The following is a 22,210-nucleotide window of genomic DNA, read 5'->3' on the forward strand; positions in this document are numbered from 1 at the left end:
CCGTAAGCAGTGTGGTCAAGACGATGCCTGATTCTAATGGAATCATTGCCGCCCTGGCACGGCAATGACATGAAAATCAGCCCCCACATGCGCCACGGGGCGGGAGCAAGCCGCTCCCGCCCCGTGGCGTCACTTCCTTGATGCGCAGCCCTACCTGAGCGGCATGGCGATGCCGAACATCACCGACTGGGTCCGTCCGCTATCGATGTTCAGATTGCTGTTGTAGTCCAGGGTGATCGTCATGCCGTTCGACAGCAGCAGTTTCACGCCCAGCCCCGCCGTCCAGTTACCCGTCTGCTGCGGCACCGTGCGGATCACGTACACGGGACCATCGGCCGCCAGGTCGGCATACGCCAGGCGCGCATCGTCGGCGCCCTGGAACTGGTGCCGGTACTCAAGGCGCGCGCGCGGGAACCATGTGCCCAGGCCACCCACATAGATGCCCTCGGCCCGCACACCGAGCGCGCCGATGCGCGAACGCACGGTCTGCTTGAAGTAACTGAGGGCGTTGATGCCCGCCGCCTTCTCCGTGTACGGATCGAGCTTGGCCGACATCAGTTCCACGCGGCCATACGGCGACCACATCCAGGTTTCCTGGCGCATCTCGATACCTCCGACCAGCGCGCCGAACACCTGCTTGCCGTCGCGCTCGCCCGTGGCGAAACCGCTGCCGTCGGACAGGTAGCGCGAGGCGTCGTACTGCAAGGTGCCGTAGCCGAGCACGCCATCGAGGAAGACGCCCTTGCTCGGACGCAGGCTGCCATACACGGCCGCCACGGCGCTGTCGGCCGTGCTGCGGCTGCCGTTCTGCCCCACGTCGCTGCGGTCATGGCTGAAACCGGCGCCCACGCCCAGGGTGGCCAGGTCGCTGAGGCGGTAATCGCCACCCACGCTGACACCATTCGTGCGGAAACGGAAACCCGTCTCACGGCCATTCACATAGTGCTGACCGAAGTCCACCGCGCCACCGAGCCACAAGGACAACGCCTGCTTCTGCGTGTCCGGCTTTTGCGGCATGTCCGGCAAGCCGCTGGTGGCGCCGCTGACGTCCACCTGTTGCCGCTCGCTGCTGAAACCCGTGTCAACCTGACGCAAGGCCGCCTTGCGCATGAACGGTTTCACGGCCGTGCCGAACACGCGGTCCGCTTCGTCCGCCTGCCAGCGCGCCAGCGCCGCCGTCGGATTGCCGCTGTCGTTCGGCGGCGTCAGGCTCAGGCCAAAGTTCGAACGTCCCCAGCCATCGCCATGCAGGCTTTCCAGGCGCTGCGTGAAGTTCGACAGCTGCGCGCTGGCGAAGCGCCGCGCCGCGTCCGCTTGCGCCGCCTGCAGGCCGATCACTTCCGGATCGACCGACGGGTCGCGCCGCGCCGTCACGGTCACGTTGACCACGCCCGGCTTCGAGGTGGCGTACGCATTGCTCAGGGTGTAGCTGACGACGGCCGCGCCGGCAAACTTGCCCGAGGCCGCAAAGCTCAGCTGGTACGACGGCTTGCCTGCCGTGCCCACGTCGCGCACCACCGCCTTGCCCGCTTCCGCCGGCGCCACGCTCAGGACATTCGCCGCCGTGAACGGGCCGCCCGTGGCGCCCGCCGTCAGGTCGACGGTGACCGTCAGGCCGGCCACCACCGTGGCGCTCTGGCTGAGCACTTGCGGCATCGGATTGACGGCTATCGTCGACGTCACCGGCGCCGAGGTGCCGAAGGCGTTCGACACGGTGTAGCCGATGCGGATCTCGCCGCTGGTGTTGATGCCTGGCGTGTAGACGATGTCCATGCCATTGACCACCGCCGTGCCGCTGGCCGGCTGCGTGGTAATCGCCACCGCCGTGAACGGCCCACCCGTCGCGCCTTGCGTCACGTTCAAGGTCACCGGCGTGCCGGCCAATACCGTCGCCGTCTTGGCGACCGGCACCGGCACCGGCTGCGGCGCCACCGTCAGGCTGACCGTCGCGGGCGCGGACGTGCCGCCCGGACCCGTCGCAGTGTAGCTGAAGGCGTCAGGGCCGAAGTAGTTCGCATTCGGCACATACGTCACCTTGAAAGAGCGGCCGCTGCCGCCGCCCGCCGCGCCGCTCGACACCACCGTGACGGTGCCGTGCTGCGGCGGCGTGACGATGGTCACTGCCGTGATCGGGCTGCCATCCGTGGAAGCAATGGTCAGGCTCACTTCCTGGTTGGACGAGGTGGTCGCCGTTTCATTCGGCACCGGCGGCGGCGCCTGGTTCACCTGCAGGGTCAGCGCCTGCTGCACCGTGAACTGGTGCGCATCGCGCGCTTGCAAGGTAAAGGCAAAGCTGCCCGCCACGGTCGGCGTGCCGCTGACGATACCCGTCGCCGCATTGAGTACCAGGCCGGTCGGCAAGGTGCCGCTGCTCAAGGAGTAGACGTAGGGCGCGACGCCGCCGCCAGCCGTGAACTGCTGGCTATACGCATCGCCGGCGCGGATCGCCGCCAGGCTGGCCGGCGTCAGTGTCAATACCGGCGCCGCCACGGCCAGTGTGTAGCTGTTGCTGGCGCTAAATGGCGCGCCCAAGCCCGTGCTGCTGTCGGTGACCTTGATGCTGAACGGGAAGCTGCCCGCCACATTCGTCGTGCCGGACAGCACGCCGGTGGCCGTGTTCAGACTCAGGCCCACAGGCAAGGTGCCCACCACGGCATAGCTGTATGGCGCCGTGCCGCCCGTTGCGGTCAGAGTCGTGCTGTAGGCCGCTTCCGCCGTCGGGTTGGGCAAGCTGGCCGGGGCCAGGCTGACCGTGGCCGAGGCAACAACCAGGGTATAGCTTTGCGCACCGGTAAACAGGTGCGCATCGGCCGCCTGCACGGTCACGCTGAAGCTGCCGGCCGACGTTGGCGTGCCGCTGAGCAAACCGCTGGCGTTCAAGGTCAGGCCAGCCGGCAGGCTGCCGCTCGACAGCGTGTAGGCATACGGAGCGACGCCGCCGCTGGCCGTCAGTTGACGGCTGTATGCCGTGGCCACGCTCGCCGCCGGCAAGGTGGCTGGCGTCACCGTGATGGTCGGTGCGGAGACGATCACCGTATAGCTCTTGCTCGCGCTGAATGGCGCGCCCGCGCCCGTGCTGCTGTCCGTGACCTTGATGCTGAATGTAAAGCTGCCCGCCACATTGGTCGTGCCGGACAGTACGCCAGTGGCCGTGTTCAGGCTCAGGCCGGCCGGCAGGCTGCCGCTGGTCACGCTGTAGGTGTACGGTGCCATGCCGCCCGTCGCCGTGACGCTGACGCTGTAGGGGGTCTCCGCCACGGGATTGGGCAAGGTGGCGGGGACCAGGCTTACAGACGGGGCGCCCACGGTCACGGTCACGGTGGCCGGTGCCGAGGTGCCGCTGGCATTTGTGGCCGTATAGGTAAAGCTGTCGCTGCCACCGTAGCCGGTCGTCGGCGTATACGTGATGCCGGTACCGCTGGCCGTCGCCGTGCCATGTGCGGGTACCGATGCCACGGCCACGGAGGCCGCCGCGCCGCCGCCCAGGTTCAATGGAACCGGGTTGGCGCTGCTGCCGTAAGCCACCGTGGTGGTCACGGCGCCGGCCACGGGCGCGGCGATCGCCACCGTGCCGGAATACGCGTGCACGCCTGCATACGGTCCGCTGCCGGTGCTGCTGTCCGTGGCGGTGATGCTGAAGCTGTAGGCGCCCGCCACCGTCGGCGTGCCGGACACGGTACCGTCCGCCGCCAGGCTCAAGCCCGTCGGCAGACTGCCAGCCGTCACGGCATAGCTGTACGCTGCCGTGCCGCCCGTGGCGGTGATGGCCTGGCTGAAAGCGACGCCGGCCGTCATGGCCGGCAGGGTCGCCGGCGCAACGCTGATCGTTGGCGACGCCACCGTCAGCGAATAAGCCCGCGCGCCGGCATAGGGGCCGCTGCCCGTCGAACTGTCCGTGGCGCGCACGGTGAAGTTGAAGGTACCGCCGGCCGTCGGCGTGCCCGCCAGCAGACCGGCACTGGACAGGCTCACGCCGGCCGGCAAAGCGCCGGCGCTGATCGCGTAGGTGTATGGTGCCAGACCATTTGCAGCCGTCAGGGTCTGGCTGTAAGCCGCGCCGACTGTTCCACCAGCTACGCTGGTTTGCACAATCGTCACCGTCGGCGTGCCCACGGTGATCGTCACGGTGGCCGCCGTCGAGGTGCCGATGCCGTTGCTGGCCGTGTAGGTAAAGCTGTCCGGCCCGCCATAACCGGCCGTCGGCGTGTAGGTAATGCTGGTGCCGCTGGCCGTCGCCGTGCCATGGCTGGCGGCGGATGCCACGGCCACCGAAGTTGCCGCGCCCCCGCTCAGGCTCAAGGTGATCGGGTTGGCGCTGCTGCCGTAGGCTACCGTGGCGCTGACATTGCCGGCAATGGGCGCACCCGGTGCCACGCTGCCGGAATAGGCGCGTGAGCCAGAGAAGGGAGCGCCTGCGCCGGTGCTGCTGTCGGTGGTGGTAATGGTGACGCTGTAAGCGCCCGCTGCCGCCGGCGTGCCGGACAGGGTGCCGTCCGCCGCCAGGGTCAAGCCGGTGGGCAGGCTGCCGGCGCTAACGGCATAGTTATAGGCTGGCGTGCCGCCCGTGGCGGTGATGGCCTGGCTGAAAGCGACGCCGGCCGTCATGGCCGGCAGGGTCGCCGGCGCGATGCTGATCGTTGGCGCAGCCACCGTCAGCGAATAAGCACGCGCGCCGGTATACGGGCCGCTGCCCGTCGAACTATCCTCGGCGCGCACGGTGAAATTGAAGGTGCCAACAGCAGTCGGTGTGCCCGACAGCAGGCCGGCATTGGACAAGGTCACGCCGGCAGGCAAGGCGCCAGCACTGATGGAGTAGCTGTATGGCGTGGCACCGTTCGCGGCGCTCACGTTCTGGCTGTAAGCAGTACCCACCGTGGCCGCGGGCACGCTGCCTGGCGCAATCGTGATGATGGGTCCGCCAACCGTGATCGTCACGGTGGCTGCCGTCGAGGTGCCGATGCCGTTGCTGGCCGTGTAGGTAAAGCTGTCCGGCCCGCCATAACCGGCCGTCGGCGTATAGGTAATGCTGGTGCCGCTGGCCGTCGCCGTGCCATGGCTGGCGGCGGATGCCACGGCCACCGAAGTTGCCGCGCCCCCGCTCAGGCTCAAGGTGACCGGGTTGGCGCTGCTGCCGTAGGCTACCGTGGCGCTGACATTGCCGGCAATGGGCGCACCCGGTGCCACGCTGCCGGAATAGGCGCGTGAGCCAGAGAAGGGAGCGCCTGCGCCGGTGCTGCTGTCGGTGGTGGTAATGGTGACGCTGTAAGCGCCCGCTGCCGCCGGCGTGCCGGACAGGGTGCCGTCCGCCGCCAGGGTCAAGCCGGTGGGCAGGCTGCCGGCGGTAACGGCATAGTTATAGGCTGGCGTGCCGCCCGTGGCGGTGATGGCCTGGCTGAAAGCGACGCCTGCCGTCATGGCCGGCAGGGTCGCCGGCGCGATGCCGATCGCCGGTGCCGCCACCGTCAGCGAATAAGCACGCGCGCCGGTATACGGGCCGCTGCCCGTCGAACTGTCCTCGGCGCGCACGGTGAAATTGAACGTGCCTGCCGCCGTCGGCGTGCCCGAGAGCAAACCTGTGGACGTATTCAGGCTGAGCCCGGCTGGCAAGGCGCCAGCGCTGATCGCATAGGTGTAGGGCGCGGCGCCGTTCGCGGCAGTCACGTTCTCGCTATAGGCCGTCCCCACAGTTGCCGCGGGCACGGTGCTTGGCGTAATCGTGATGGTGGGTCCGCTGACCGTGATCGTCACAGTGGCCGGCGCCGAGGTACCCACGCCGTTGCTGGCCGTGTAGCTAAAGCTGTCCGGTCCGCCGTAGCCGGCCGTCGGCGTATAGGTAATGCTGGTGCCGCTGGATGTCGCCGTGCCATGGCTGGCGGCGGACGCCACGGCCACCGAGGTTGCCGCGCCGCCGCTCAGGTTCAGGGTGATCGGGTTGGCGCTGCTGCCGTACGCCACCGTGGCGCTGACATTAGCGGCAACGGGCGCACCAGCAGCCACCGTGCCGGAATACGCACGCGCCCCCGTATAAGGTCCGGCGCCGCCACTGCTGTCGGTCGCGGTGACGGTAAAACTGTAGGCCCCGGCGGCCGCAGGCGTGCCGGACAAGGTACCGTCCGCCGCCAGGCTCAAGCCCGCCGGCAGGCTGCCGGCAGTGATGACATAGCTATGCGGCGCCGTGCCGCCGGCGGCCGTAATGCTCTGGCTGTAGGCGAGACCTGCCGTCATCACCGGCAAGGTTGACGGCGCCACAGTGACCGATGGCGCCGACACCGTCAGCGAGTAGGCGCGCGCACCGGAATACGGGCCGCTGCCCGACGAACTGTCCGTGGCGCGCACGGTAAAGTTGAAGACGCCGCCGGCCGTTGGCGTACCAGACAGCGTACCGGTAGCTGTATTCAGGCTGAGTCCGGCCGGCAGGGAGCCGGCGCTGATGGCGTAAGTGTAGGGACCCGTGCCGTTCGCGGCGGTCACGCTCTGGCTATACGCCGTCCCTACGCTTGCCGCAGGCACGGTGCTTGGCGCAAGAACGATGGTGGGGCCGGCCACCGTGATCGTCACGGTGGCCGGCGCCGAGGTGCCGATGCCGTTGCTGGCCGTGTAGGTAAAGCTGTCCGGCCCGCCGTAGCCTGCCGTCGGCGTATAGGTAATGCTGGTGCCGCTGGCTGTCGCCGTGCCATGCAAGGCGCTGGAGCTGATGGCCACCGACGTCGCCGCACCGCCGCTCAGGTTCAGCGTGATCGGGTTGGCGCTGCTGCCGTAGGCCACCGTGGCGCTGACAGCACCGGCCGTCGGCGCACCAGGCACTACCGTGCCGGAATAGGCGCGCGCGCCCGAATAGGGGCCGGCGCCGGTACTGCTGTCGGTCGCGGTGACAGTAAAACTGTAGGCTCCGGCCGCCGTGGGCGTGCCGGACAGGGTGCCGTTCGATGCCAGGGTCAAGCCTGCGGGCAGGCTGCCGGCCGTTCTGGCATAGGTGTACGTGCCGGTGCCGCCGCTGGCAGCTATCGTCTGGCTGTAGGCGACACCGGATGTCATTGCCGGCAGGGTCGTCGGCAAGATGGCGATGGTGGGCGCGGAGACCGTCAGCGTATACGGGCGCGTGCCATTGATGGCCAGCGAGTCGGTGGCGCGCACGGTGAAGTTGAAGGTGCCGCCCGCTGTCGGCGTACCCGACAGCACACCGCCAGCACTCAAGCTCATGCCAGCCGGCAAGGCGCCAGCGCTGATGACATAGGTGTACGGCGCCGCGCCACCCGTCGATGTAAACGTTGTCGTGGGGTATGCCTGGGCCACCGTGGCATTTGGCACGGTGGCCGGCGCCACCACGATGGCCGAGGTGATCGTGACGTTGTAGACGATGGGCTGCCCCACATCATCCCTGACGGTAAACGTGTCCGAAGTCGCGCTGAAATTGGTATTCCGGTAGCGCACGGCATTCGTGGCATTCGAATCTTCCAGCGTGCCATACAGCGGCGCCACCAGGGTTCCCGTCAGGCCGAACTGGGAACAAGGCGCATTGGTGTAATCCTCGTAATACTCTCCCCCCGCGACGACGCTGACGGCGCGCGGGCTCGGGCAGGTGCTGGCGGCGGAAGCCTGGCTGGAAAAAAGGGACAGCAAGACAAATAGCAAAGTTCCCGCCAGGTACATCAGCATTGACGGCGCCAGACCTTGGGCAGGCGGCGCGCCATGGGCTCTGGCAATGCAGCCATCAACACCCCGGACAGGCGTGGATAGCCATCCAAATTTCGTGAAATTTAGAAACATTTGTCTTCCTTCATACATTTTTTAAGACTGAACCTTGCCCGAATAGCCGCACACCTTGACAAACATTCACACCGATTTTTCAGCCGCCAGGCAGCATGCAGAAAAGGTTTACCAGGATTATGAGACTTGCTTTTGATCAATGCATCCTACTATAAGTGATACAAAAAGCAACGATAAGGTAATGCTAAAGGCCACTGTCTTTAAGAAAAATCAAATTCCATTAAAAACTGTCTCATTTATGTCTCATTTGACAAGTGTTTTGAAAAAATAACACTGTTTCAAGCACTGCTTCCGAGCGGAGCGTATGGCTGGCAGCGATACCATGACGCGCTATTTGCGCGGCACTGAAGGGTAAATCGTCCCCCGCTCGGCACAGGCAAGCCTGCTTTCCTCTGCTGTGTGAGATATGTGACGACGCCGCCAAAACACGACGTGAATTAGCGGATGCGCGCGGCGCGCGCCTATCGTTTCGGGAGCCGCTGCCGTTTCGAACGGACAGGGTGGACGGTGGATTCTACGTGTGGCCGGGGGCTCGGGAGGCTGTCATGTCGCTAGCCACCCTCCCAACATGCCTCGTCATCGGCATGCGGGATTTTGTATGGCAAGCGGGACCGCGCATGGGCGGCCCCGCTTGTACAGCACCTTTACTGCAGCGCTTCCTTCAACCCCGGCGCAAACTCGGCGCCGTGCTTGACCTGCGCGGTGGACGCCTTCAGGGTGGCGCCGATCGGCTCGGCGCGGCCAGACAGGCATTGTCCCAGGAAGTTTTCCGTCACCGCATTGAAAGCGATGTTGTTGACGGGCCGGGCAAAACCATGGCCTTCGTCCGGGAACAGCACATACGTGACGGGAATATTCTTCGCCGCCATGGCCGCCACGATCTGGTCCGATTCAGCCACGTTGACTCGCGGGTCGTTCGCGCCCTGGCCGATCAGCAGCGGGCGCTGGATGTTCTGCGCAAAGTTCAGCGGCGAACGTTCCTTGAGCAGCGCCTTGCCCTCTTCCGTGGTCGGGTCGCCCATGCGCTTGTAGAACTGCTGCTTGCCCGCTTCCCAGTACGGTGGGATGGTTTGCAGCAAGGTAAACAGGTTCGACGGGCCGACGATATCGACGCCGCAGGCAAACGTCGTCGGCGTAAACGCCATGCCGGCCAGGGTGGCGTAGCCGCCATACGAGCCGCCCATGATGGCCACCTTGTCGGCCGTGGTCACGCCGCTCTGCACCGCCCATTGCACGGCGTCGAGCAAGTCGTCATGCATCTTGCGGCCCCACTGCAGGTCGCCGGCCGAGATGAATTGCTTGCCGAAGCCCGTCGAACCGCGGAAGTTCACCGACAGCACGGCGTAGCCGCGGTTGGCCAGCCACTGGTGATAACCATTGTAGCCATAGGTGTCGCGCGCCCACGGGCCGCCGTGCACCAGCAGCACCATCGGCACCGCCTGCGTGGCCTTGCCGCCGGCCGTCGCCTTCGACGCCTGCGGCAAGGTCAGATAGGACACCAGGGTCAGGCCGTCGCGCGCCTTGATCTGCTGCGCATGCATGGGCACCAGCGGCGCGCCTTCCAGTTCCGGACGCGTCACATATAAACGCGTGAGCTTTTTGGTCTTGCGCTCGTACAGCCAGCTCGATGGCGGCGCCGTGACGGCGTCAACTGCCACCAGCCACTTGTCGTCGGCATCCGTGCGCGACGTCACCGTGAACTGGCCCTTCGTATTTTTCTTCAGGAAAGCCAGGTCGGCTTTCAGCTCGTCCGTCAGCGGCAGATATTCCTGCTGCAGATAATTGACCGTATAGGCTTGCACCTTGCCCGTGCGCATGTCGTACAGCGCATCGGCGATATCCGTGCGCGGGTCTTGCGCCACCACCGTGGTCTTGCCGCTGGCCACGTCCTGCGCCAGCAGCGCCGAAGTATTGCGGCCGCGCGAATCGGTCCAGTACAGGGTCTTGCCGTCGACCGTAAAGCCCAGCGGCGACGTCGTCTGCGCATCTTCCAGGCCCACTTCGGCCAGCGGCGTGCTCTCGACCTTGCCATCGCTCAGGCGGAAATACTGCATGCCGCCATCGGTGCGCGCCTTGCTGGCAATGCGCAAGTTGAGCAGCTCATCGGCGACATAGCCGCCATAGCCATCGTTCTGCTGCACCAGGGTCAGCTTGCCGCTGGCCAGGTCCAGGCTGTGCACGTCGTGCCAGCGCGCATCGCGGTTGTTGATGCCGACGAGGATGCGGTCCTTCACCTTGCTGCTGATTTGCACGATCCGCACGCGCGTCTTCTCGAACGGCGTGTAATTGATCTGCTTGCCGCTCGCCACGTTCACGCCGTACAGCAGGAAGTTTTCATCGCCGCCCTTGTCCTGGATGAACAGCAGGGTTGTCGAATCGGGCGACCAGAAGCTGCTGCGGATGGGCCGCACCTTTTCTTCCGTCAGCGGGCGCGCCTGCGCCAGATCATTGGCCGGCGCCACCCACACATTGAGCACGCCATCGCGCGGCGCGATCCACGACAGCCACCGCCCGTCAGGACTGAGCTTGCCACCGGACTTGCTGGGATTGCCGAACAGCTTGGCCCGCTCGATCAGCGGCGTTTCCTTGACAGGGGCTTGGGCGTGCGCTGGCAGTGCGCCGGCGAACAACAGGACAGGCAGGACATAGCGAATCATGGACACCTCATGGTTGTAGGATGAAGGAAAACATAATAATTTTGCATGTGCCAGCACATCATAGGCCAAAGCCATGTCGCCAGGTTGATGACAGTGATGAAGGACGCAAATCGGGGGATGGAATGCAGGAAAGAGAGAATGGAACGCGGCGCAGGCGAACATCTCAACGCTGGGCCGCGCTTGATCGGCTAGGTCTGCGGCATAGCCATCGTTGTATTCTTCGCCTCGTCCAGTATCCATTGCGTCAATGCCTGGACCGGTTTTCCGCTCAAGCCGATAGGTTCGGGAAGGACGATGCAGAAGGTCTTGGAGATGGTTTTCCCATCGGGCCATGGAGCGGCCAAGCGGCCTTGCGCCAGCTCCGTTTCCACGTAAAGGCGCGGCACCAGGGCGACGCCGAGGCCGGCCAATGCCGCCTCGATCAGCATGGCATGCAGATCGTAGCGCGCACCGGTCGCAGGATTGCTCAGCGCGACTCCGGTTTCCTGGGAATAACGTTCCCAGGCATCCGGGTTCTGCCGCCGGTGCAGACGCGGCAGCGCGTCCAGTGCCGTTGCTCCTCTGCCCTCTTTCAGAAGTGCGGGATGGCAAACCGGCACCAGCACCTCATGCAGCAACGGATACGTACGCATTCCTGTCCAGGCCGGATGCTCGAAATGGATGGCGGCATCGAAGCCGCTGCCGGCAAGAACGAAGGGTTCCATCCGCTCTGCAAGATGCACGCAAATGTGCGGATGCTGCTGCTGAAATTGTGGCAAGCGGGGAATCAGCCACCGCATCGCGAATGTCGGGATGACGGCAATGTCGAGGCTGGCACCATCGACTGGCTGTCCCATCAGGTACTGGCTGTCCCGCTCCAGCCGGTCGAGCGACTCGCGCACCTGCGCCGCATAGCGCTCCCCGTTCGGCAACAGCCGCACGCGATTGCCGACTCTTTCAAACAAGGTGACGCCGAGAAAGGCTTCCAGCCGGCCAATCTGCCGGCTGATGGCCCCTTCCGTCAGTGACAACTCCGCCGCCGCCCGGGCGAAACTGCCATGGCGGGCGGCGGCCTCGAAGGCCATCAGTGCGGCGTTGCTGGGGATCTTGCGGCGCATGAGAGTTCCTGACTCAGAGCCAGGTTAGCGGCTCACCTTGATTTTTAATCATGGAAGGATACCAAAAAATCGATTTATACGGCGAAATTCAGGGCACACAATGACTGAACATCAACAAGGAAGGCCGGCGCGCAAAGCGTCCGGTCGCGAGTGATCTCATGATATATACAGTCGAATGCAGCTTTGCCGATCCCGCCAGTGAAGCAGAGTGGAATAACTTCTATAGCCTGGAAAAGCTACCCGCGCTCATTTCGGTGAGCGGCTTCCATACCTCGCAGCGCTTCAAGGCCTTGAGCGCCGGTTGCCCTGTCTACCTCGCCATGCATACGATCGACAGTTTCGATGTGCTCCAGGGAGAGGAGTATCGCCAGAAAGGCGGCGGCAATTTCGCGCGCTGGCAGCAGCACATCAGCGACTGGCACCGCAATCTGTATGCCGGCCTTGACCGCGCCCCGGCCATCGGCGAAGACGACTATTTGGTGACGAGTGCGATCGGCCCGGAGCCGCTCATCGACCTGGGCCTCGCTCCTTGTCGGATGCAGGCTGTCGCGTTGGAAAGGTTCCCTGAACATCGATGGGTGGCGAAGATGGGGCGTGCCACTGGCCCCGGCATGGAACAGCTTCCCGAGGGCGTCCATCTGTATGCGCCCATGACCGGTCAGTTGACGAATGGCAGTGACATCGCTCATCAAATTTCGCGGTAGAGCCCACATGCCCAACGTGACGATTTTCATACCAGACGAAAGGATGCCGCCAGATGCAAATCTGGGGGAACTCACCGACCAATGTACCGAACTCTGCACAGGGATGCTTGAAGCTGCGCTGGAGAACGTGCACATCATCTATGTTGGCGTCCGTCATGGCCGGGGGAATCCGGCCTATGCGGAAATCCAATACCGGCTTGTACCGTTCAGGACGAAAGCGGTCATGGATGTGTTCATGGAAAGGCTGGAGGGCGTCATCAAAGCAAATACCGGCCTTGCTGCACGCATCCGCTGTTTTGGCTATACGGCCCCGGCCATTCATGCACGCAATTGATTATTATTGAGGAATACAGCAATGGATCACATACCATTTCCCAGCCAGCAGATAGGCGAGTTTTCGCTCACGGCCATCAGTGACGGATACCTGTCAGCCAGTCTGGATTTGCTCTCCAATATAGACTCGATGGATGCGTCAAAACTGCAGCAAGACGCAGGTGTGAGCGATCCCTCTTCCATCCATATCAACTGCTATCTGGTGCGCGGCCGTGGCCGCACAATCCTGATTGATGCGGGTGCGGGGGGATTCAAGCAATGGGGCGGCAAGCTGAAAGTCAATCTTGCGCTGGCTGGCGTACAAGCCTCGGACATCGATACGATACTGCTGACGCATGCGCATCCCGATCATGTCGGCGGGCTGCTTGATGCGTCAGGAGAAGCCGCCTTTCCCGATGCGCAGTTGCTGGTCCACCAGCACGAGGTTGCTTTCTGGGAAGACGATGGCAATCTCAGCCGGGCAAGTGATCGCGCTCGCGGCAACTTCCTGTTTGCCCGGAAGGTGTTTGAAAAGTACCGGGAAAAGATGCGCTTGTTCACTGAAAACGAAGTTCTCCCGGGCATTAGTGCCATGCCCCTTCCCGGGCATACCGCAGGCCATTCCGGTTATCGCATCGATTCCGCTAGCCGCAGTCTGTTGATTTGGGGGGATATTGTGCATTTCCCCCAAATCCAGATTGCGCGCCCCGACGTATCCATTGCCTTCGATCAGGATCCCCTGCTGTCGGCCGAAACACGCTCGACACTGCTCGATGTGGTCAGCGCCGACAACATCCTCATCGCCGGCATGCACCTTGGCGAACTCGGCTTCGCACACATCCGGCGCAAAGGCAATCTCTACAGGATAGTCTACGAAGCCTAGCGGCTGCCCGCGCGCAGTCAGGTCACGGCCTGCCGGCGAGTTGCGTCGTCCGCGGAAGCCACCCGGCGCCATCACAGTCGTGGCTTGCCTGCGCGCAGATCTCCCAGCCGCCGCCCAGCGCCTTGTAGATGCTGACAACGGCAAGGCGCTGGTTGGTGCGCGCGACGGCCAGCGCGCGCCGGCTGGCAAAGTCGGCCCGTTCCGCTTCGAGCACCTCCAGGTAGAGGCCTGCGCCTGCGGAAAACTGTAGCCTGGCAAGATGCGCAGCCTCGCGATTTGCCGCCGCCTCCATCAGCCGCAGCCCAAGCGTGCTGCCTGCCGCGCCATGGGCTTTGAAGGCATCGTCCGTTTCCTGCAGTGCGCGCAGAACGGTCTGGTCATAGACAAGCAGGGCCTCCCGGGTGCGTGCCTCGCTGGCGGCGATGCGGGCGCGCACGCGCCCCGTATCGAGCAGATTCCAGCGGATGACGGGGCCGAGCAAGCTCGACTGCATTCCAGCGTCGCCCATGGCATCGAGGCTGCCCGCGACGAGTCCGATGGAACCCGTTACCTGGACGTCGGGATACAGGCCAGCCGTCTCCACCCCGATGCGGGCCGTCGCGGCAGCCAGGTTGCGCTCGGCCGCCGCAATATCGGCGCGCCGCGCGAGCAGTCCGGCAGGGTCGCCCACGGCAATCGTCCGCAGCGTCAGCGCGTCACCTGCCGGCGGGGCGGCGGGAAGGCTGAACGTCTGCGGCACTTCACCAAGCAGGACCGCCAGCGCGTTGACGGAGGCCGCGCGGCGGCGCTCCAGTTCGGGCGCGGCCACCTCCACCGAGCGCAGCAAGGCCTCGGCGCGAAGGCGGTCGAACTCGCTGGCAGAGCCTGCGCTCAGCATGCGCTCAACGAGAGCCAGGCTGTCGCGCTGGCTTTGCACGATGCTGGCAACGACAGCGAGTTCAGCCTCGATGCCGCCCAGCTCGAACCAGGTAGCCGCCACCGCGGCGGCCACGCCCGCCTGCACGCCGCGCAGCAAGGCTTCGCGCGAGCCCGCCTGCGCCTGGCCCGCCTCCACGGAGCGCCGCACGCGGCCGAACAGGTCGAGCTCCCAGGAAGCATCGACGGCGCCGCGATAGCTTTCGCTCTGGCGCGGCTGGCCGGGCAGCGTCTCGGCCTTGCTCAGGCGGCGCTTCTCATACCCGAGCGCGGCGCCACCTTGTGGCAGGTAGCCCTGCCTGTCTTCGCGCAGCAGGGCTTTTGCCTGCGCGAGCCGGGCGGCAGCGATGCCGACGTCATGGTTTGCCGCCAGCGCCCGCTGGATCAGGGTGACGAGCACCGGGTCGTCGAAGCTGCGCCACCACTCCACCTCGACCGCCCCCGGCACGAGACCGGCGTGGCTCTGGCCCAATCTGCCGGAAAACTGCGATGCGGACAGCGGCGGCGGCAACGGCGGCGCATAATCGGGGCCGACCGCGCAGCCGGCCAGCAAGGTGAGCCCACTCAATGAAACTACAATTGTTTGATACGGGCGATTCATGTCGTGCTCCTGTGCATGCTGGTCTTGGGAGTTGGCGTGTGGCGCTCGAAGCGGGCCGCCAGGGCGCGCATCACCACATAAAACACGGGCGTGAGGAACAAGCCGAACAGCGTCACGCCCAGCATGCCGGCGAACACCGCAATGCCCATGGCCTGGCGCATCTCGGAGCCGGCGCCACTGGCGAACACCAGCGGCACGACGCCGGCGATGAAGGCAAGCGAGGTCATCAGGATGGGCCGCAGCCGCAACCGGCAAGCTTCGATGACGGCGTCGAGCGCGCTGGCCCCTTCCATTTCCTGGCTACGTGCGAACTCGACAATGAGGATGGCGTTCTTGGCCGCCAATCCGACCAGCACGATGAGTCCGATCTGCACGAAGATGTTGTTGTCGCCTCCCGCCAGCCACACGCCGATGATCGCACTCAGCAAGCACATCGGCACGATCAGCAAGACGGCCAGCGGCAGCAGCCAGCTGTTGTACTGCGCGGCCAGGATCAGATAGGCGAGCAGCACGCACAGCGGGAAGATGAACAGCGCCGAATCGCCGGCCAGCTTTTGCTGGTAGGTAAGGTCCGTCCACTCAAAGCTCATGCCTTCAGGCAGCACCTCTTTGGCAATGCGTTCCATGACCGCCACGGCCTGCCCCGAACTGACGCCTGGCATCGCGCCGCCCGAGATGTCGGCCGAGGGATAGCCATTGTAGTGAACCACGCGGTCCGGACCGGAACTTGGCGTGACGGTGACAAACGACGACAAGGGCAGCATGTCGCCGGCCGCATTGCGTACCTGCAAGCGGCCGATGGCCTCGGCCTGCATGCGATGCTCGGCATCGGCCTGGGCCGTCACCTTGTAGGTTCTGCCGAAGCGGTTGAAGTCGTTGACGTAGAGGGACCCGAGATAGATCTGCAGCGACTCGAACACGTCGGCCAGGCGCACGCCCTGGCTCTTGACCTGGGTACGGTCGATGGCGACCTCGAGCTGCGGGGCATTGACGTCCAGGCTGGTCATGAGTCCGGCCACCTGTCCCGACTCGCTTGCCTTGGTCATCAGGATATGCGTCTGCTGCACCAGGGCATCGAGCCCGGCGCTGCCGCGGTCCTCGACCAGCATCTTGAAGCCGCCCGTCGCGCCAAGGCCGGGCACTGGCGGCGGCGGGAACACGCCCAGGAAACCGTCGGGAATGCCGGCGAATTTCGCCTGCAGGCGCGCGGCGATCGCGCTCGCCGTGAGGTCGGGCGTCGTGCGGTCCTTGAACGGATCAAGCATGACGAACATGACGGCCGCGTTCGGCACGTTGACGAAGCCGTTGATCGACAAGCCGGGGAAGGCAACGACGCTTTCAACGCCAGGCTCGGCCAGTGCAATCTTCGACATCTGCTTGGCGACCGCGTCGGTACGGTCCAGCGATGAGGAGTTGGGCAGCTGGGCGATCGCCACCAGATAGTATTTGTCCTGCATCGGCACGAAGCCCGGCGGCACGGCCTTGAAGCCAAAGAAGGTCAGCGCGAGCAGGCCGCCATACACGAGCAAGGCCACGCCGCTGACCCTGACGACTTTGCGCACCGTGTTGCCATAGGCATCCGGCGCGCGCTGGAACGGCCGGCCCAGCATCTGCAACAGGCGCTCGGCCCGGCCACGCAGGCTGCGCGGATCATGCACGGCCCCGGCCCCGGCCTTGACCTTGCCTGGCTTGAGCAGAATACCGGCAAGCGCCGGGCTGAGCGTGAGCGAATTGACGGCCGACAATATGGTCGAGATGGCGATCGTCAGCGCGAACTGGCGGTAGAACTCGCCCTGCAAGCCGCTCAGGAAGGCGGTCGGAATGAACACGGCGGCGAGCACCGAGGTGATCGCGATGATGGGACCAGTGACCTCGTCCATGGCGCGCCTTGCCGCTTGCCTGGGTTCCTCGCCATTTTCGATGTGGCGCTCGACGTTCTCGACCACCACGATGGCGTCATCGACGACGATGCCGATCGACAGCACCAGGCCGAACAGGGACAGGGTATTAAGCGAAAAACCCATCAGGTGCATGACGGCGAAGGTGCCGATCAGCGACACCGGCACCGCCATCAGGGGAATCAGCGACGCGCGCCAGTTGCGCAGGAACAGCACCACCACGATGACGACGAGAATGATCGCCTCGAGCAAGGTCGTTGCCACCGATTCCAGCGAGGCACGCACAAAGACCGTCGGGTCATAGGCGATGCGCGAACTCAGTCCGGCCGGGAAATTTTCCTCCAGCCGCTGCATGGTGTCGCGTACCGCCTGCGCTACGTCGAGCGCATTGGCGCCTGGGCTTTGAATGATCTGCAGAGCGACGGCGGGCTCGCCGTCGAGCAGGCTGCGCAGCGCATAGGCGTCGGCGCCCATTTCGATGCGGGCCACGTCGCGCAAACGCGTCACCTGGCCTTCGGCGCCCGTGCGGATGATGATGTCGCCGAACTGTTCCTCGTCGGTCAAGCGTCCGAGCGTGTTGACCATCACCTGGAAGGCGGCGCTGGAATCGGGCGACTGGCCGACGGAACCGGCTGCCACCTGCACGTTCTGTTCGCGCACGGCGGCAATCACCTCGCCGGCCGTCAGGCCGCGTGCGGCGATCAGGTTCGGATCGAGCCACAGCCGCATGCTGTATTCGCCCGCGCCCCACACGAGGACGTCGCTGATGCCGGGGATGCGCGACAGCTCGTCGCGCACCTGCAGGTAGGCGTAATTCGAGATGTACAGGGGATCGTAGCGTTTGTCGGGCGACAGCAGGTGCACCACCATCAGGATGTCCGGCGAGGTTTTCTGCGTGACGACGCCCTGGCGCTGCACTTCTTCAGGCAAACGCGGCAGCGCGCGCGCGACCCGGTTCTGCACCTGGATCTGCGCCATGTCGGCATTTGTTCCCTGCGCGAAAGTGACGGTCAAGGTCATGCGACCGTCGGTTGCCGATTGCGACGACATGTACTGCATGCCCTCGACCCCGGTGATGGCCTGCTCGAGCGGCGCCGCCACCGTTTCGGCGATCACCTTGGGATTGGCGCCAGGATAGGCGGCGCTCACCTGCACGGTCGGCGGCGTCACGGCAGGATATTCGCTAAGCGGCATCTGGAAGAAAGCGACGATGCCGGCGAGCACCATCAGGACCGAAAGGACGATGGCAAAGATCGGGCGGTCGATGAAAAAACGTGGGAAGGACATTACGCGGCTCCCGATGTTTTCGGCACGGCGATGGGCGTGCCATCAATGCCGGCCGGCTGCGGCGTCACCTGCATGCCAGGGCGCACGAGGCCCTTGACGACGATGCGCTCGCCTGGCTGCAGTCCCTGCTCGATCACGCGCAAACCGTCGACCATCGGGCCAAGCTCGACGGGCCGGAACTCCGTCTTGTCGCCTTTGCCGACCACCAGCACATAGCGGCGCCCCTGGTCCGTGCCTATCGATTGATCGGACACCAGCACCCTGGCTTGCTGCGCCCCCGTCTCCAGCCTGACCTTGGCAAACAGGCCGGGCGTCAGTTTGCCATCGGGGTTGTCGACCACGGCGCGGACGCGCACCGTACCCGTGCCGCGGTCCGCGGCGTTGGCAAGGAAATCGACACGGCCGGGACGTACATATGTCTTGTCCGTGGCCAGCGCCACCATGACCTTGGCCGCCTGCGCCCCACGCGCGGTGGCGCTGGCGCGGCCGGCGGCGAGCGAGCGCAAATAGGTGCGCTCATCGACATCGAAATAGACGTGCAGGGGATCGACGGAAACGATCGTCGTCAGGGGTGTCACGCCGCTGGCGACGTAGTTGCCCTCGGTGACGAGGACTTGGCCGACTCGTCCGCTGATCGGCGCCGTGACGCGCGTGAAACCGAGTTCCAGCTGCGCAGCGTCAAGCGCGGCCCTGGCGGCGTCGACCTGTGCCTTGCCCGCATGCAGCGCCGCGGTGGCCACGTCGAGACGGTCGCGCGCGACGATCTTCGTGGCGAACAGCTGTTCGGCCCGTGCATGCTCGGTCTGCGCCAGCATCGATGCCGCCTCAGCCTCGCGCAGGCGCGCCGTGGCGGCATGCACCGCCGCCTGGAACACGCGTGGATCGATCACAAAGAGCTTGCTGCCCTTCTCGACAAAGCGGCCTTCCGGCACGCTCACGTCCTGCAGGTAGCCAGCCACCTGCGGGCGCAACTCAACCCGCTTGACGGCGGTCAGCGAGCCGTTGAACTCGACGTACGGTGTTGCCTGGCGAACGACCACTTCGGCAACGGGAACGCCGGGCGGCTTGGCCGCAGCGGCAGGCGCTGCCGTCTGCTTGCATCCGCTGACGGCAAGCGCGGTGACCAGCACCGCGGGGATCAGAATTATTGGTGTGACTTTCATCATTGTGCCTTTCGCGACTGGAGTCGACATGGTTTTTTGAGCTGAAACAACTCCCATTGCCTTTATCCGACCTGACACACTTGGAAGGTCAAGCTTTTTTATGAATATGAGGGTTGTGCCGGAGCGGTGCGGTGGTGCGCACCGTGTCGATATTTCCCTGGCGCGTATGGCCGCTGCCTTCCCGACCTGCAGCGAGATCCCCCGACCGCTGGACCTGACCGAGCGCGTGGCCGAGATACAGCACATGCCGGCCTACACGGACGAGTTCTGGAAACTGTATGCCGACGAAATGCTTCTGCCCGAATGGCGCACGCCCGAGGCAACGCCATGAGCGGCAACCTGCACACTTTGGCAACTTGGGCCAGCGCCCTGCTGGCCAAGCTGCAACCGGCCCAGCGTCGCGCCATCAATCACAATGTGGCCATCGACCTGCGCCGCAGGCAGGCGCAGGGCATCAAGGCAACGGCCTGACGCAAATGTTTGCTTGGGCCCGCAAGCGGCAGCCCTGGCGCAAGCTGCTGGTCAACGGCGATCCTATGGAGCTGATCGAGATCGAGAAGATCGTCAGCCCAGATTACGACCTCGACAACATGCGCGACCGGATCCTGTCGGTCGACGAGATCCAAGAGTTGCACGCCATCATCACCAGGATGCATACAGACTACGATGCAGCGCCGAATAAGCGCATCGTGTCTCAGCCACTGGAAGCAACCACCAAGCGCGCGATCTGGATCATGCTGTCGACGTTGTGCCGGGTCGGCGAGACGGCCATGGCGCGCTGGGAGCACGTCGACCTGGCCGCCGGCATCTGGTCCATACCGAAGGAAAACGACAAGGATAACGTGGCCGACCTGACCGTTTACCTGTCAGCGTTCGCACTGGACCAGTTTCAGCAGCTGCACGCGCACACTAGTCACAGCGCCTGGTGCCTCCCGGCCCGGAACAATGAAGCCAACATCGAGGGCAAGTCGATCAGCAAGTAGGTGGGCGACCGCCAGTCTATGTTCAAGAAGAACAAGGATGGCACGCCGCGCGCGCCGTTGAAGAATCGGCGCAGCGACAACACGCTTGTGCTGGCAGGCGGGAAGCATGGCACCTGGACGCCGCACGACCTGCGTCGGACGGGCGCGACGATGATGCAAGCACTGGGAATTTCGCTTGAACTGATTGACCGCTGCCAGAACCATGTGCTGCCGGGCAGCAAGGTGCGCCGGCATTACATGCTGCATGACTATTCGAACGAGAAACGGGCAGCATGGGCAGCGCTGGGAGAAAATTTTAAAGCTCTGATTGCAGGCTAACGCCCTGCCATGAATCCTAAGGAAACATAATCCTTAGAAAAACTATCAATTAGTATACCAATTTCGACTGACGCGGCATAATAGTAGGATAATTCACGCTCCTTGAAACGTGGGAAATTAAAGCTAGTGATTGCAGGACGCCGAAAATATGACCACGCAAAATACTAATAATACTAATACAGAAAAAAATTGGATGGATGCGACGGGTGAAAAATTTCCCCTAACACTTGAATCTGGCTATTGGAAAATTATCGAATCAAATATTTTTCAATGGGCAACTGAAGCATCCTCAAATCCTCTTTGGACAGCTGCCAGTCGAGAATTACCTAAGTGGCAGACTGAATATGTAGCACGAACCAGAGCGCGACTCCTTAGTCAAGTATCTTTACCAGTATTTGTCCCAAAGTCCTGCGAAAGCATTAAAGATAAAATTTCGCGAAAGTTTTTTGCAAAACGTGATGCCACCGATCTTTTCTCAGGCGCCTTCCCTGTTCCGATGCTAGGTGATCTGGTACGCACTCGAATTCGCTGCAATTACATTGACGGTGTAGACTATATTGCAAAAAAACTAATGGATCTAGCAAAGAGCGAAAACATTTCTGCCACTCTTGAGAGGCAGGGGAAAATTGAAGGTTATTACGCTCAACATATTAATATTGAAATTGATGCATTTCTTCGGGTTTCAGGCGCCGCCATTCCCATTAAAGTTAAGGCAGAAATTCAGATAGCGTCAGATATGGCCACAAAAATGTGGGATGCATCTCACGGCCTGTACGAATTAACTCGTGGCAAGTCCTCTGATGCTCAAGAGTGGCAATGGGATCCTAGCGATCCCAGATTTATTGCCAACCAACTGGGGCACATGGTTCATTTAGCAGATGGGCTTTTAGTTCAACTTCGAGACATACAAGCAAGCAAGGAAAAAAAATGAATTTTCAAAAACTAAAATCCATTTCACTTCAATATATAGACGAGGACCATTTCGACGAAATTAAGAATAAAATGGAATCTATTTTTGAACAAGATATACTATTTTGCATCCCTTCCATGGAAATTGGATCAGATACCCCAACTCTAAATTCAATTTTCTTTATATCAAAAGACTACATAGCCGAGAGCCGCCTCACGGGAGATCGAGAGGATCTGAATTATGATGTGGTTAGGTTTGATACAATCTATAATATTCGTTTTTCTTCTTCATTGCGTGAAATTGTAGATGATGGAGTTGTACTAGCTACCATTTGCTCTGCTGAAGTAAAATTACACCACTCCATGTTGCTGCATACAATTTTAAATTTTGTAGGCACAGAAAAAGATCGATCGGATTGGTTAACTACCGTAGGCGGCATATTCAAGCCAAGCGCTCTTGCCATAAGAAAAATCTAGATTGGGGTTGTCAACGATTTTTGAGGACAGCCAGCAACTAAAGCTTCAAGTTCCGCCTCGTATTTCCGGCTGCGTGGCCAATCTCTCGCTAGCGCTAAAACGATCTCGCCATCCGTTGCAGTTGGCTCCAGCTTATCGAATTCGTAGGCCGGCGGCTTTGGCATCGTCTTTACACATGGTGTAAAGACGGGAACTTCGGGGCGCTGCCGCAGCCGGCCAGAACCAATGCAAGCAGCCAT

General features: G+C 63.1%; 15 protein-coding genes. 9 read left to right on the forward strand and 6 right to left on the reverse strand.

The genetic code is table 11. From position 1 onward, the window contains the following. Positions 1 to 150: 150 nt before the first annotated feature. The 3 genes from FG13_RS10975 to FG13_RS10985 form a co-directional block, all read right to left on the reverse strand. Entirely contained in the window at positions 151 to 7,656 is a 7,506-nt protein-coding gene (locus FG13_RS10975; protein WP_051958901.1) for a putative Ig domain-containing protein, read from the reverse strand. 755 nt (positions 7,657 to 8,411) lie between these two features. Continuing rightward, entirely contained in the window at positions 8,412 to 10,424 is a 2,013-nt protein-coding gene (locus tag FG13_RS10980; protein ID WP_035820818.1) for a S9 family peptidase, read from the reverse strand. A 188-nt stretch (positions 10,425 to 10,612) separates the two neighbouring features. Continuing rightward, the gene (locus FG13_RS10985) at positions 10,613 to 11,521 is read right to left on the reverse strand and encodes a LysR substrate-binding domain-containing protein (protein WP_035820821.1); all 909 of its coding nucleotides are present in this window, start codon (positions 11,519 to 11,521) and stop codon (positions 10,613 to 10,615) included. Between the two features lie 158 nt (positions 11,522 to 11,679). Here FG13_RS10985 and FG13_RS10990 point away from each other — a divergent pair, with 158 nt between their 5' ends. The 3 genes from FG13_RS10990 to FG13_RS11000 are packed head-to-tail and all read left to right on the forward strand — an operon-like array spanning position 11,680 to position 13,420. After that, positions 11,680 to 12,225 carry a hypothetical protein gene (locus FG13_RS10990; RefSeq protein ID WP_035820823.1) on the forward strand — a complete coding sequence of 182 codons (546 nt, stop codon included), beginning with the start codon at positions 11,680 to 11,682 and terminating at the stop codon, positions 12,223 to 12,225. A 7-nt stretch (positions 12,226 to 12,232) separates the two neighbouring features. Continuing rightward, positions 12,233 to 12,559 (forward strand): hypothetical protein, encoded by a 327-nt coding sequence (locus FG13_RS10995; RefSeq protein WP_035820825.1) that lies wholly within the window; start codon positions 12,233 to 12,235, stop codon positions 12,557 to 12,559. A 21-nt stretch (positions 12,560 to 12,580) separates the two neighbouring features. Further along, positions 12,581 to 13,420, forward strand: a complete 840-nt coding sequence (locus FG13_RS11000; protein WP_035820827.1) for an MBL fold metallo-hydrolase — start codon at positions 12,581 to 12,583, stop codon at positions 13,418 to 13,420. Between the two features lie 22 nt (positions 13,421 to 13,442). Here FG13_RS11000 and FG13_RS11005 read toward each other — a convergent pair whose 3' ends face one another. From FG13_RS11005 to FG13_RS11015, 3 genes are read right to left on the reverse strand one after another with little or no spacing between them, the layout of a single operon-like run. Further along, the gene (locus FG13_RS11005; protein ID WP_035820829.1) at positions 13,443 to 14,936 is read right to left on the reverse strand and encodes an efflux transporter outer membrane subunit; all 1,494 of its coding nucleotides are present in this window, start codon (positions 14,934 to 14,936) and stop codon (positions 13,443 to 13,445) included. Further along, the gene (locus FG13_RS11010) at positions 14,933 to 18,121 is read right to left on the reverse strand and encodes an efflux RND transporter permease subunit (protein ID WP_035820832.1); all 3,189 of its coding nucleotides are present in this window, start codon (positions 18,119 to 18,121) and stop codon (positions 14,933 to 14,935) included. The genes FG13_RS11005 and FG13_RS11010 overlap by 4 nt, the downstream gene beginning before the upstream one ends. Continuing rightward, positions 18,121 to 19,287, reverse strand: a complete 1,167-nt coding sequence (locus FG13_RS11015) for an efflux RND transporter periplasmic adaptor subunit (protein WP_327062294.1) — start codon at positions 19,285 to 19,287, stop codon at positions 18,121 to 18,123. Before FG13_RS11015 ends, FG13_RS11010 begins: the two co-directional genes overlap by 1 nt. A 97-nt stretch (positions 19,288 to 19,384) precedes the next feature. On the opposite strand from FG13_RS11015, the gene FG13_RS30010 reads away from it, so the two are divergent. From FG13_RS30010 to FG13_RS30020, 6 genes are all read left to right on the forward strand, one after another. Next, on the forward strand, positions 19,385 to 19,615 hold the full coding sequence (locus FG13_RS30010; protein WP_152598738.1) for a hypothetical protein: 231 nt from the start codon (positions 19,385 to 19,387) through the stop codon (positions 19,613 to 19,615). After that, positions 19,612 to 19,755 (forward strand): hypothetical protein, encoded by a 144-nt coding sequence (locus tag FG13_RS30435; RefSeq protein ID WP_161784175.1) that lies wholly within the window; start codon positions 19,612 to 19,614, stop codon positions 19,753 to 19,755. The genes FG13_RS30010 and FG13_RS30435 overlap by 4 nt, the downstream gene beginning before the upstream one ends. A 5-nt stretch (positions 19,756 to 19,760) precedes the next feature. Beyond that, entirely contained in the window at positions 19,761 to 20,267 is a 507-nt protein-coding gene (locus FG13_RS28930) for a tyrosine-type recombinase/integrase (RefSeq protein WP_051958904.1), read from the forward strand. A gap of 18 nt (positions 20,268 to 20,285) precedes the next feature. Then, positions 20,286 to 20,585: a hypothetical protein gene (locus tag FG13_RS28935; RefSeq protein WP_152598739.1), complete on the forward strand. Its 300-nt coding sequence runs from the start codon at positions 20,286 to 20,288 to the stop codon at positions 20,583 to 20,585. A gap of 148 nt (positions 20,586 to 20,733) precedes the next feature. Further along, positions 20,734 to 21,516, forward strand: coding sequence for a hypothetical protein (locus tag FG13_RS30015; RefSeq protein WP_152598740.1), 783 nt, complete (start codon positions 20,734 to 20,736; stop codon positions 21,514 to 21,516). Then, positions 21,513 to 21,971 carry a hypothetical protein gene (locus FG13_RS30020; protein WP_152598741.1) on the forward strand — a complete coding sequence of 153 codons (459 nt, stop codon included), beginning with the start codon at positions 21,513 to 21,515 and terminating at the stop codon, positions 21,969 to 21,971. The genes FG13_RS30015 and FG13_RS30020 overlap by 4 nt, the downstream gene beginning before the upstream one ends. Positions 21,972 to 22,210 lie beyond the last annotated feature (239 nt).

Source organism: Janthinobacterium sp. RA13 (assembly GCF_000745325.1).
GTDB lineage: Bacteria > Pseudomonadota > Gammaproteobacteria > Burkholderiales > Burkholderiaceae_D > Janthinobacterium > Janthinobacterium rivuli.